Below are 12,528 nucleotides of genomic sequence, written 5' to 3' on the forward strand. Positions count from 1 at the left end.
AGAAGGACCAAGGTATTGGGGCCAAAATTTGTGCAACTATGAAGCATATTACTTTCCTGTAAGGCAATATTGTCTATTGCGCGCCAGTTTTCTCAGTCTAATATCAACCAGCCCAGCGCCTATTGGTTCCAAATAGGTTGCAAATGGTTGTAATCGGTGTGGGGCGCAGGGTCGCATGGCAACAGGGGAAACGTCGGGGAGTAACGGGATGAGCACGGGGATAATGGAATCGGCCGCCCTAGGCCGATCGTCGACGGGGGAACTCATCAGGGCAATCGATTGGAGAGGCGCGTTCTGGGTCGCCAGTGGCGTCCCGGCCCTTGTCCTGTTCTCCATCGGCGGCATCGCCGGCACGGCCGGAAAGGTAGCCTTCCTCGTCTGGATCGTTTCGATGCTGATGGGGTTCATTCAAGCTTTCACCTATGCTGAGATCGCAGGTCTCTTTCCCAGCAAGTCCGGCGGCGCGTCGGTATACGGCGCCGCGGCGTGGGTCCGCTACTCCAAGCTCATCGCGCCCCTCTCGGTGTGGTGCAATTGGCTGGCCTGGTCGCCGGTTCTGTCGCTCGGCTGCTCGATCGCCGCCGCCTACATCCTCAATGCGCTGGCCCCGGTGCCGGGCGCGGACAACCCCGCGGTGCTGGCCTGGGTGCAGAGCCACGCGGGATCGATCGCTGCCGACAGCCCGCGCGTCGTAGAGTGGCTGGCCGCTAACTCCGGCAAGACGGCAGCCGACGCCACTGCGGCGCTGTTGTCGGCAGATGCCGTTACGGCGCTGACGCCGGCCGTGCGTACGTGGACACTCTATGCGGGCACCTTGGGGCCGGTTTCCTACTCTCTCAACGCCGCGTTCTTCATTGGCGCCCTGCTGATGCTGATCACCTTCGCCATTCAGCATCGCGGCATCCTCGGCACGGCGAACGTGCAGAAGTTTCTCGGCCTGATCGTGATCATACCGATGCTGATCGTTGGCGTCGTACCCATCATCACCGGTCAGATCGATTGGTCGAACTACACGCCCTTGGCGCCGCTCAAGGCAGCTTACGCGCCCGAGATGGGCACCTGGGACATTGGCGGCTGGACGCTGGTGCTCGGCGGCATGTTCATCGCCGCGTGGTCCACCTACGCGTTCGAGACCGCCATCTGCTACACCAGCGAGTTCAAGAACCCGAAGACCGACACCGTCAGGGCAATCCTCTTCTCGGGGCTGCTCTGCCTCGTGCTGTTCTCGCTCGTCCCGTTCACGTTCCAGGGCGTGCTCGGCCTCGAGGGCATGCTGGCGACGCCCATCGTCGACGGCTCGGGTGTGGCCGAAGCGATGGGCAACATGGTGAGCGGCGGCGGCTGGGTGACCAACGCCTTCGTCATGGTGATGATCTTCGCCTTGATGCTGTCGATTATGACGGCGATGGCCGGCTCGTCGCGCACGCTGTACCAGGGCTCCTATGACGGCTGGTTGCCGCGCTACTTGAGCCACGTCAATGAGCACGGCGCCCCGACGCGGGCGATGTGGACCGACCTCGTCGTCAACCTCATCGTGCTCGCCATCGCCTGCGCCGACGCCACCAGCTTCTTCTTCATCCTGGCGGTTTCCAACGTCGGCTACATCATCTTCAACTTCCTCAACCTCAACGCCGGCTGGATCCACCGCGTCGACAACGGCAACGCCGTGCGGCCGTGGCGGGCGCCGACCTTGCTTCTCGGCCTCGGCGTCATCTTCGCCTACGTCAACGCAGTGTTTCTCGGCGCCGGTGCCAAGGTGTGGAACCCGCAGGCGCTGTGGGCCGGCCTGATCGCCGCGGGTCTCATCGTGCCGGTCTTCTGGTTCCGCCACTACGTGCAGGACCGCGGCAAGTTCCCCGATCACATGCTGGCCGACTTGGGGCTGACGACGGCGGACCTCGCCAAGAAGAAGGCCGGCATCCTTCCCTATGTCGCGCTGGTCGTCGGCGCAACGATCGTGTTGGCGGCCAACTGGTTCTTCCAGCTGCCCGGCTAGGTCCTTCGGTCGGAGCGGCGCATCGCTCGCTCCGACCTTTCATCCATGGGCGGCGGTATTGACGCCACCGGACAAGGAGGGAGCACATTGCTGACGAGCGAAGTCAAAAGCAGGCCCGTGTACGCAGGGCTCGAGCCCGATCTCTGTGCCAGCAGCAATATCGTCATCTGCGATCGCGCCGGGGCCACTGCGATGGCCGAGATGCTGCGTCGCGCCGGGGACGCGTTTGCGGCCAAGACGACCGTCCTGTTGTGCGCCGACGAGTTCGTCTCCGCGCAGGCGCTCGAAGCTCAGACAGCAGCACTGAGACCGGCGTCGACCATCGCCCTGCCCAATCTCAACGCTGCCGTCGCGGCGCTGGGCGAGCGGCTTTTCCGCGCCAAGATGGGAACCCGCGTCTACGCAGCGGGTAGCGAGCCGTTGATCGGCTCGACCGTGCAGCGGGCGATGCGCTTCGGCATCGATCATCGCTCGGTGCGCTGCGAGCACCGCGGCTCCCTCAAGCGCCGCGTCCAGTGCATTCACTGCAAGGGCATGACCGAAAACGTCACCGTCAATCCGGTGCTGTGTGCGCATTGTGGGCTCGTCCTGACGGTGCGCGATCACTACTCGCGGCGACTGGCCGCCTTCATGGGCGTGCGCGTCGACGCCGAGGTTCCCGGTGAAGTTCCGCAACAGCAGGTTCAGTTCCCATGACCGCATCCACCCTGCGCCGCGTGCGCGTCGCCGAGATCGAGCGCGTCGCCGACGAGATCAAGCGCTTCCGCCTCATCGACGCGGGCGGCGCCGCATTACCCGCATTCTCGGCCGGGTCGCACGTCGTCGTGACCATGCACGGCGAGAACGGCCATGTATGGAAGAACCCCTATTCGCTGATCAGCGCTCCCTACGACGGGAGCAGCTACGAGATCGGTGTCTTGCGCGCGGCGGGCTCGCGCGGCGGCTCGATGTTCATGCACGACCACGTGCAACCGGGCTCCGAGCTGCACATCAGCGAGCCGGTGAACCTCTTCCCCCTCGTGGGGCAAGGCAGCAAGCACATCCTCGTTGCCGGCGGGATCGGCATCACCCCCTTCCTGGCCATGATGCGCGAGCTCGCCGCGCGCAACAGCGATTTCGAGCTGCACTACAAGGTGCGCAGCGCCGAGCGCGGCGCATTCTGCGATCGCCTCGCCGCCCAATACGGCGCGCGCGTGCACATCTATCGCTCCGATCGCGGCATGTCGTTGCCGCTGGAGCGCATCCTCGCCGAGCAGCCGCTCGGCACGCACATGTACGTGTGCGGTCCCGCCGCGATGATCAACTGGGCCATGCACACCGGCCGCGCCGCCGGCTGGCCGCAGGAGAATCTACACTGCGAGCGCTTTACCGCGCCGTCGCCGGGGAAGCCTTTCACCGTCAAGCTCGCGCGCTCGGGTCGCGACATCGTCGTCGGGCCGCAACAGAGCATCCTCGAAGCGCTGGAGAACAACGGCATCGATGCTCCCTATCTCTGTCGGGGCGGCGCTTGCGGGCAATGCGAAACGCGCGTCGTGGCCAGCGGCGGGGCGCTGCAACACAACGACCACTATCTCACCGAAGTAGAAAAGGCGTCGGGGGAGAAAATCATGATCTGCGTGTCGCGCGCTGCAGGCAGCGGCCTGACGCTCGATCTCTGATCGCATCGCTTCGGTAGCTGGAGGAGCAAACAATAATGGGCCTGGTCTTCAAGAACGAGACGTTCCGCGACGACTTCACGTTCGCCAACAGTCCCGCTGCCGTGCGCCGCTTTCCGTTCCCCTTCCACGAAGACAAATACATGTACTCGGTCAACATCGAACCGCACCTAGCGGGCCCGAAGAGATCGGTGTACGAGTTCCCCATCGACATCGACGAGCACTACGTTTCCGAGATGCGCGATCGCGCGCTGGTGCTCGATAAAGACCCGCTGCGCTGCCAGGCGCTGCCGCACATGATGCCGGCGCAGTGGGACATGCTCGAGCTGCTCATGACGTCGATGGCGGCGCACTATCCCGAGCACTTCACGCTCAATCGGGACGGCAATCGCTGGCACTGGATCAACCGGCCGCTGAATATCGAGCAGCGCTTCGTGTTCGGCGACGAGGCGACGCTTCCCTACGGCCCGATGGAATACATCGGGCGCCAATGCCAGGGCGACTTCTCGCTGCAGGACCAGCGCGACGGTCAGCTGTGGATGGACGCCGGCATCATCACCACGCAGGCGGACTGGTCGCTCGATTTCGACGTCGGCATGAATTTCACCGAATGGCACGGGCCGGTGCCGCTGGCGCACCGGGCGCGCGTCTTCGAGCGGGCGCTGAAGTTCCTGTTGAACCTGCAGAACGGTCACCCGGTGCGCCGGCTCAACTGGACGATGACCATCAACCCGCGTCTCGATACCAGCCCCGAGAACTACGACAAGTGGGGCACCGACCGCACCACGGTCACGCTGGAGAACGTCGGCGACAAGGTGCACCTGCGCGTCGAGCTGCAGGGCCTGTGGCGGCTGCCGCGCTCGAACGCCATCCTGTTCTCGATCCGCTGCTACCTGATCAAGATGCGCGAGCTCGTCACCGTGCCGAAGTGGGGGCGGCGCTTCCACCGCGTGTTGAAAACGCTGCCGCCCGAGCTCGTCGATTACAAGGGCCTGACGCGCTACCGCGACACAACGGTCGAGTGGCTGTCGAAATTCGACGACGGCGCGCCGACGAGCCCCGGCTGCTGGCCCGACGATCTTCCATCGTCCCCGCAAACCTCAACCTCACAAGACAATCGGAGCGAGACGCCCATGACGGCAAACAAGTTCCCCAGGCAGTCGGTCCTCAATGATCGCCACAGAGCGCTCGGCGCGGATCTGTCCACGGGCTGGAACGACATGCCCGTCCCGCAGAATTACAAGACCGACCCTTACGAGGAGACGGCCGCCGTGCGCTACCACGCCGGCCTGTTCGACGTGTCGATGCTGAAGATGCTCAATGTAACCGGCAGCGGGGCGCTGGCGTTCCTCAATCATCTTCTGACCTCTGACGTATCGAAGGCGAAGTCGGGCGACTCCCACATCAGCAATATCGTCAACGAGATGGGCGCGCTCATCGACGACGTGATCGTCTATGTCGATGGGCCCGAGGAGTTCCGCATCTCGCACGGCGGAGGATCGCTCGAGGAGGCCATGCTTCCCGTTGCCGAGAGGTTCGACGTCAAGATCGAGCGCGACAACGACGTCCACATCCTGTCGCTGCAGGGGCCCTTAGCGCTCGCCACTCTCGCCCCGCACACGCCGATGGATCTCGCCGGCCTCGGCTACTTCCGCCATGAGCCGACGACTCTGTTCGGCAAGAAAGTACGCATTGCGCGCGGCGGGTACTCGGCGGAGCGGGGCTATGAGGTGTTCTGCTCGGCCGCCGATGCCCATTACCTGTGGGATACGATCCTCGAGATCGGCAAGCCCAAGGGCATCATTCCCGTTTCCTGGTCCTGCCTCGACATCGTGCGCGTGGAAGGCAGCCTCTTGTTCTTCCCGTTCGATATGCCGCACGGCGACACGACGCCGTGGGAGGTGCGCGCCGACTGGACGGTCGATCTCGGCAAGCCGGACTTCATCGGCAAGCAGGCGCTGATCGAGAAGAAGGGCCAGGAGCGCTCGTTCATTACCGGCCTCGAAGTCGCCGTCGATCGCGCCATCGAGCCGGGCGCCAAGATCACGGTGGGCGGCAAGCAGGTCGGCGTGGTGACGAGCACCACCTACAGCCAGCACCTCATGAAGTCGCTGGCCATGGCGCAAATCGAGCCCGGGTTCACCGGCCTCGGCACCGAGGTCGTGGTGCACGACAACGGCGAGCACCCAGGCGCCGTCGTGCGGATGCCGTTCTACGATCCGCTGCGTCTGCGCACGCATCCCAAGCAGTGATCACGCACACTTGCCTCCCCTAGTGTGCCAACTGGGGCGGAAGCTCTGCTCCCGGCCTTTTTTATCGGGAACGTTGGCTGTGCGAAGAGACCACCTCTCCGTCCTCTTTGGTGAACTCGCCGATCTCGGGGTTCGGCAGCATGTCGAGCACGCGCTCGGAGGGGCGGCACAGCCGAGCACCCTTGGGCGTGACGACGATCGGGCGGTTGATGAGGATGGGGTGGGCGATCATGAAGTCGATGATCTCCTCGTCGCTCCATTTGGGATCGTCGAGTCCGAGATCTTCATAGGGTGTTCCCTTGCGCCGCAAGAGCTCGCGCGGCGTCATTCCCATCGCCTTGATGAGCTGCTTCAGCGTGGCCCGGCTCGGCGGCGTCTTGAGATACTCGATGATGACCGGCTCCTCGCCGCTCTGGCGGATCATGGCAAGGGTGTTGCGCGAGGTGCCGCAGGCGGGGTTGTGATAGATGGTGACGGTCATGGACTCTTCCGATGCGGACACGGGATGGCGGCAGTATTAAAGTTGGGAGCCTACCGCCGCACGCCGGTCTTTCGCGATCCCCGACTCATACCAGTCGCGCGTCGAATTCACGATCCTTACCACCGAGAGCATGACGGGAACCTCGATCAGCACGCCGACGACGGTCGCCAGCGCGGCGCCAGAATCGAAGCCGAACAGGCTGATGGCTGCCGCGACGGCGAGCTCGAAGAAGTTGCTGGCCCCGATGAGCGCTGAAGGTGCCGCCACGCAGTGGGCCTCTCCCGCCGCCCTATTGAGTAGATAGGCGAGCCCGGAGTTGAAGTACACCTGGATGACGATGGGCACCGCCAGCATGGCGATGATGAGCGGCTGGGCGAGGATTTGCTCGCCCTGGAAGCCGAACAAAAGGACGAGCGTGGTGAGCAACGCGACCAGCGATATGGGCTGCAGCCTGGCGAGCAGCGCCTTCAGGGCGCCCTCGCCGCTGCCGAGCGCGGCGCGGCGAACGACCTGCGCGATGACCACCGGCACAACGATGTAAAGGACGACCGACAGCAGCAGCGTCTCCCAGGGTACCGTGATGGCCGAAAGCCCGAGGAGCAATCCGACGATCGGCGCGAAGGCGAACACCATAATCACATCGTTGAGCGCCACCTGACTGAGCGTGAAGTGCGGCTCGCCGTCGGCGAGATTGCTCCACACGAACACCATGGCCGTGCACGGTGCCGCCGCCAGCAGGATCAGGCCGGCGATGTAGCTGTTGATCTGGTCGGCCGGCAGGTAGGGTTCAAACAGCCAGCCGACGAACAGCCAGCCGAGAAGCGCCATCGAGAACGGCTTGACCGCCCAGTTGATGAGCAGCGTCACGCCGATGCCGCGCCAGTGCTGCTTGACGCCGGCAAGCGCCGCGAAGTCGATCTTCGCCAGCATGGGAATGATCATCAACCAGATCAGCACCGCGACGGGGAGGTTGACCTTGGCTATCTCCGCCGACCCGACGGCGTGGAAAAAGCCCGGAAAGAAGTGTCCAAGGGCGATGCCAAGCACGATGCAGAGGCCAACCCACAGGGTGAGATAGCGTTCGAAAGTGGACATGATCACCTCAGATGCGGCGGATAGTGGCCGCGGCCTTCTCCCGTAGCGCAACTCATCGAAAGTAGCTGCTGTCCTATGCCCGCTGAGGCTCTGCGACCGATTTCACGCGGCCGATGTCGTCGAGCCGCTTCTGCAGCGACAGCTTGTCGAGCGATGCCAGCGGCAGGTTGGTGAAGATGCTGATGCGCTGATAGAGCATGCGGTGCGTGTCGGCGAAGGCGTAGTGCTGCTCGCTCTCGGTGCCCTTCACTGCGGATGGATCGGGCAGGCCCCAATGCGCGGTCATCGGCTGCCCCGGCCACACCGGACAGACCTCGTTGGCGGCGTCATCGCAGACCGTGAAGACGAAATCGAGCTCTGGCGCACCCGGGGCGGCGAACTCCTCCCAGGACTTGGAGCGCAGCTTGGTCGTGTCGTAGTTGAGCTGGCGCAACAGATCCAAGGCATAGGGGTGCACGCGGCCGCTGGGCTGGCTCCCGGCGCTGTAGCCTTTGAATTTGCCTACGCCCAGCCGGTTGATCACGCACTCGGCGATGATCGAGCGTGCCGAGTTGTGCGTGCAGAGGAACAGGACGTTGAGTGGACGTTCGTTGGTCATCTGGAGCCTCCCTTGGGCTTACACAGCGAGCGCGTCTTGGCGACGCTTGACCCGCACAACTCCGGCTGTCCGCGGCAGCAGTCCTCGGTGAGGTAGGTCAGCAGCTTCCGCATGCCGTCGACGTGGATGGCGTAGCGCACGAAGCGCCCTTCGCGCGTCGCGTGGATGAGCCCGGCACGGTCGAGCTCCTTGAGGTGGAACGAGGCGGCCGTCGGGCTCGCCTCGATGGCGTCGGCGATCTCGAAGGCGGCAAGGCCGCTCGGGCCTCGTTGCACGAGCAGGCGGAAGATGCGCAGGCGCTGCGGGTGGGCCAAGGCGGCGAGCGAGGTGACGGCGTGCTTCTCATCCATGCCGGCACAATACAAGAATTATTGAATTATGCAATTATTGCGGGCCGGATGAGCCGCGGGCGGGTGGCCGTGCAGGCGCGGCGAACGGCGTTCCGCCCATGGACGGTGTCGTAGCAGAACATGAAGAAAATCAACCGCGTGGGCCGGCGGCCGTCACCGATCCCGCGAGTGTTCAACGCGCCACTAAGAAACCGCACCCGGGGCGCTTACGTACTAATCCTCGCGCGGTTGCCAAAGTCAGCGGGCGGAAGGCGCGTAGGCAAGACCTACGATTCCGGCAACGTGGTCGCCGGCTGCGCGGGCATCTCTTGGGGCTGGTGAGGTCGACCGCGCATCGACGCATCGAGTGGGTCGATGCAACGCGGGCCGGAAGGCCCGCGTTGTTGCCCATAGTTTGAGCACGGCACTACCGTTTAGCGTCTCCTAAGACTATCTGCGTACGTTGGAGTGGGGGTGATGCCCGCCGCTTGCGCCTGGCGCCGGCGCCGCGTTACGCTGGCTGGCTTGCCGGTAGTCGTGACATGGAAAAGGTGCTGACGGCAGTATTGTCGAGGCTCGTCAAGCGCGGGGCGCTGACGATCGTCACTGCGCGCGGCAAGGAATTCACTTTCGGCGACGGATCGGGGGAAGAGGTCCGCGTCCGCTTCCTGGACCGTGCCGCCGAACGCGCCACGGTGCTCAATCCCGAGCTGCGCCTGGGCGAGTTGTTCATGGACGGCCGCATCGTCGTCGAGTGCGGCACGATTTACGATTTTCTCGCCCTCTTGCTGCGCGACGCCAAGACGGGGGAACGGTCGCTGCCGATGCGGCTGCTGGGCAAGCTCCGCTTCCTGACCCGGAGCAAGGTCAGCCGCAACAATCGCTGGCGCGCGCGCCGCAACGTCGCCCATCACTACGACCTCGACCGCCGCCTTTACGAGCTGTTTCTCGACGCCGACGAGCAATACAGCTGCGCCTATTTCGAGCGGCCCGACTGCACGCTCGAGGAAGCCCAGCTCGCCAAGAAGCGGTTGCTCACCGCCAAGCTTCTCGTCGAGCCCGACAGCCGCGTGCTCGACATCGGCAGCGGATGGGGCGGGCTCGCGCTCTACCTCAAGCAGATCGGCGGTGCGCGCCAGGTGCAGGGAATCACGCTGTCGACCGAGCAGCTGCAGGTGGCACGCGATCGCGCGGCCAAGGCGGGGCTGTCTGACAGCGTGCGCTTCGTGCTGCAGGACTACCGCGAGGTGGAAGGCAGCTTTGACCGCATCGTCTCGGTCGGCATGTTCGAGCACGTCGGCCCGCGCTTCTATCCGACCTACTTCAGCAAGTGCCGGCAGCTCCTGAAGCCCGATGGGGTCATGGTGTTGCATACCATCGGCCATATGGACGGCCCGTGGTACCCGAACCCGTGGCTCGACAAGTACATCTTCCCCGGCGGCCAGCTTCCGGCGCTGTCGGAGATGGTACCCGCCATCGAACGGGCGGGCCTCTTGATCACCGACGTTGAATGCCTGCGCATGCACTATGCCGAGACGCTTCTCAACTGGCGCCGGCGCTTCATGGCGCGCCGCGAGGAGGCGGCGGCGCTTTACGATGAGCGCTTCTGCCGCATGTGGGAATACTACCTCGCCTGCTGCGAGGCGGCGTTCCGCTTCCAGAACGTCGCCGTGTTCCAGGTCCAGTGCGCACGCCGCGCCGATGCCGTGCCGCTGACCCGCGACTGCATCGCCGAGCGCTACGAGGACCTGCGCCTGCGCGAGGCCGAAGCAAGCATCGCGCAAGTCAGCGCAATAGAGCCAGTCCCGCTCCGCAAGCAGCGGCTTTGATTGCACTTTTTCGCCTCCTCGCGCTTTTCCCGCCGCTTGGAAACGGGGAGGCCATTGTCTATAGTCCGCGCGTCGGGGGAATGGGGCCGCGGCAGCTTAGTTGCCGGCCGGGCCAGCGCCGCGAGCGGTGCACAGATGGCGGGACACGGGGTCTCGGCAGCGCTGCGTCAACTGCGCCGAATGCGGAGGCACGGTTCGCATGAGATGCCATCCGGCACGGTGGCTATGGGGACTCATCCCGATTGCGATGTTGAGCTGGCTGGCCGTCCACGTCGAGTCCGACCTCATCGAGCGCGACCTCGAGCAGCGCAGCGCCGCCGTCCTTGCCGCGGCCGGCCACGATTGGGCGTCGGTGGCCTTCTCCGGGCGCGACGGACTGCTGGTCGGGCATCCGGTCAACGAGCGCCAGCGCGCCGAGGCCGTTGCCCTGGTGAGGGGCGTTTGGGGCGTACGTGTCGTCGAGATGCGAGACGCAACTGCGGACACCGCCGAGCTGCGCTTTGCCCGCATAACGGAAGAGGCGCCACCGCGGCAGGCATTGCGCGACGTCGCTCCACCAGCCGTGGCAATTGAGGCTGCTGACCGCCTGCCCCTCGCGGCGGCAGATGGCGCCGCCGTGCTCGTCGCCGCCGAACCACCGCAGATGGCGGTTCGGGCGCGTGAGCAACACACGACCGACATCGCCGCCAGCGGGCCAGCGACCGTCCTGCTTGACGACAACAGTGCTGCGCCTGCGCAACAGGCACCCGAGCAGGTGCCTCCGGCTGGGGCGCAGGGCACGCTGGAAATACCCCCGCAGAAGATGACCGCCGCACCGCCGGTTCCTCTGCCGCGCGATAAGGCCGCCGTCCCGCAGACCGTATCTCCGGTGCCTGAGCGGAAGCTCGCCGCAGAGCCCGCATTGCCGGCGCCCCAGGCAGCGCCGGGCCAGCCTGTGCCGCTGCTGCCAGAGCCGAAGTCGACGACAGCCCAGCCCATACCGCTGCCCCAGCCGAAGGCGCCCGCGGCGGCAGCGCCGGCATCGTCAAACCCGGATACCAGAGCCGCAGCGCGGGCCCCACCTACGTCCGAGCCGAAGACGGCCGCGGCGCCGGTTCTCCCATCGCCCAGGCCGGACGCCAAAGCCGCAGCTCTGGCTCCGCCTGTGCCCGAGCCGAAGTCGAGCGCGGCGCAGCCGACGCCGCCGACGGAGAAGGTAGTCGCTGGGCAGGCGCCCCCACCGCTCCCCACGCCGAGCAAGGCCGCCGCCAAGGCAGATGTGCCGGCGCCCACCCCCGCGCCGCGCTTTGAGACGGCAGCGTTACCTCAGAGCAACATTGCCCCCGACGCCGCCTGCGTGGGTGATGTCCGAGGCGCCGCCCGGCAGGTCGAGGTGCATTTCGCTCGTGGTCGCGCCGGGCTCGACAGCTCCGGTAAAGCGCTGATCGACCGGCTTATCGGCAGCCTGAACGGCTGCCCCGAGGCGGCGCTGAACATTTCCGGACATGCCGACGCCTCGGGTAACCCACGCCGCAATCTCGCTCTGTCGCGGCGCCGCGCGCGCGGCGTCGCCGCCTATATGATCGATAAGGGCATTGACGCGGGGCGGCTCGCCGCCGTTGGGTACGGCGAGACGCGGCCGGTGGCGCCCAACGATACCCGGGCGAACCGGGCCAAGAACCGTCGCATCGAGGTGTCCATCACGGCGCGCAACGCGCCGCCACCGCCGATGCCCATACGAAAGCAGGGGACGCGCAATGGACTATCTAATCGCTAATCTTGCCTGGTACACCGCCGCGGCATTCGCCGCCGGCTTCGTCGTGGCGTGGATTGCATGTGCCAAGGTGGAAGACTGACGCGCGGGTGAACGCGCGCGGGAAGTTTGTGGGGAGTTGAGACGATGACGGAGCTGCTTTGGCAGTCGACGCTGCTATTGGCGTTGGCGTTCTTTTTCGGTGCGGTTCTCGCTTGTGGTCTGAAGCGGCGGTTCTACTACGGACGCTCGACCAAGTCCGCGGCTGTCGCTGTTTCAGGCGTTTCGCATACGCCGGCGCCGAGCGAGCCGAAGATCGAGGTGGCGCCGCGCGCGAGCGCGGAGGGCGAGCGCTTCAACCGCGCCATCAGCGGGCAGGCGGCGCCGACCGCGGCGCCGATGAAGCCGGTTTCCGAAATCGGCGTATCGCGCACGCGCTCGGGCCCGAACTCATCGATCAGGCCGCGGGTGTTGCCGAAGACGCCGCCGAGCGCTCCGACGTCTTCGCCCATCACGAACACGCGAGGGTCGGTGCGCATTTCGTGCGCGATCGCATCGGCC

General features: G+C 65.5%; 10 protein-coding genes and 2 pseudogenes. 7 read left to right on the forward strand and 5 right to left on the reverse strand.

What is annotated here, in order from left to right; translation table 11 throughout:
• Positions 1–208: 208 nt before the first annotated feature.
• The 5 genes and pseudogenes from F9K20_RS11875 (at position 209) to F9K20_RS11895 (ending at position 5,903) form a co-directional block, all read left to right on the forward strand.
• Positions 209–1,996, forward strand: coding sequence for an APC family permease (locus F9K20_RS11875; protein WP_291001696.1), 1,788 nt, complete (start codon positions 209–211; stop codon positions 1,994–1,996).
• Between the two features lie 87 nt (positions 1,997–2,083).
• Entirely contained in the window at positions 2,084–2,692 is a 609-nt protein-coding gene (locus F9K20_RS11880; protein ID WP_291001698.1) for a dimethylamine monooxygenase subunit DmmA family protein, read from the forward strand.
• The gene (locus F9K20_RS11885; protein ID WP_291001701.1) at positions 2,689–3,654 is read left to right on the forward strand and encodes a PDR/VanB family oxidoreductase; all 966 of its coding nucleotides are present in this window, start codon (positions 2,689–2,691) and stop codon (positions 3,652–3,654) included. The genes F9K20_RS11880 and F9K20_RS11885 overlap by 4 nt, the downstream gene beginning before the upstream one ends.
• Before the next feature lie 35 nt (positions 3,655–3,689).
• Positions 3,690–4,727: pseudogene (locus tag F9K20_RS11890) on the forward strand (DUF3445 domain-containing protein); the annotation flags it as partial.
• Between the two features lie 57 nt (positions 4,728–4,784).
• Positions 4,785–5,903 carry an aminomethyltransferase family protein gene (locus tag F9K20_RS11895; RefSeq protein WP_291001731.1) on the forward strand — a complete coding sequence of 373 codons (1,119 nt, stop codon included), beginning with the start codon at positions 4,785–4,787 and terminating at the stop codon, positions 5,901–5,903.
• Between the two features lie 61 nt (positions 5,904–5,964).
• Here F9K20_RS11895 and arsC read toward each other — a convergent pair whose 3' ends face one another.
• From arsC to F9K20_RS11915, 4 genes are all read right to left on the reverse strand, one after another.
• Positions 5,965–6,384: an arsenate reductase (glutaredoxin) gene (arsC, locus tag F9K20_RS11900; RefSeq protein ID WP_291001704.1), complete on the reverse strand. Its 420-nt coding sequence runs from the start codon at positions 6,382–6,384 to the stop codon at positions 5,965–5,967.
• A 36-nt stretch (positions 6,385–6,420) separates the two neighbouring features.
• Positions 6,421–7,479, reverse strand: coding sequence for an ACR3 family arsenite efflux transporter (gene arsB, locus F9K20_RS11905; protein ID WP_291001707.1), 1,059 nt, complete (start codon positions 7,477–7,479; stop codon positions 6,421–6,423).
• A 73-nt stretch (positions 7,480–7,552) separates the two neighbouring features.
• The gene (locus tag F9K20_RS11910; protein ID WP_291001710.1) at positions 7,553–8,077 is read right to left on the reverse strand and encodes an arsenate reductase ArsC; all 525 of its coding nucleotides are present in this window, start codon (positions 8,075–8,077) and stop codon (positions 7,553–7,555) included.
• On the reverse strand, positions 8,074–8,427 hold the full coding sequence (locus F9K20_RS11915; protein ID WP_291001713.1) for a helix-turn-helix transcriptional regulator: 354 nt from the start codon (positions 8,425–8,427) through the stop codon (positions 8,074–8,076). The genes F9K20_RS11910 and F9K20_RS11915 overlap by 4 nt, the downstream gene beginning before the upstream one ends.
• Before the next feature lie 521 nt (positions 8,428–8,948).
• On the opposite strand from F9K20_RS11915, the gene F9K20_RS11920 reads away from it, so the two are divergent.
• Complete coding sequence (locus tag F9K20_RS11920; protein WP_291001716.1) at positions 8,949–10,235, forward strand: cyclopropane-fatty-acyl-phospholipid synthase family protein; 1,287 nt, start codon at positions 8,949–8,951, stop codon at positions 10,233–10,235.
• 247 nt (positions 10,236–10,482) lie between these two features.
• Complete coding sequence (locus F9K20_RS11925; RefSeq protein ID WP_291001719.1) at positions 10,483–11,991, forward strand: OmpA family protein; 1,509 nt, start codon at positions 10,483–10,485, stop codon at positions 11,989–11,991.
• A gap of 353 nt (positions 11,992–12,344) precedes the next feature.
• Here the strand turns inward: F9K20_RS11925 and F9K20_RS11930 are convergent.
• A pseudogene (locus F9K20_RS11930) lies at positions 12,345–12,518 on the reverse strand (alpha-ketoacid dehydrogenase subunit beta); the annotation flags it as partial.
• Positions 12,519–12,528: the final 10 nt, after the last annotated feature.

Source organism: Hyphomicrobium sp. (assembly GCF_009026145.1).
Classification (GTDB): Bacteria; Pseudomonadota; Alphaproteobacteria; order Rhizobiales; family Hyphomicrobiaceae; genus Hyphomicrobium_A.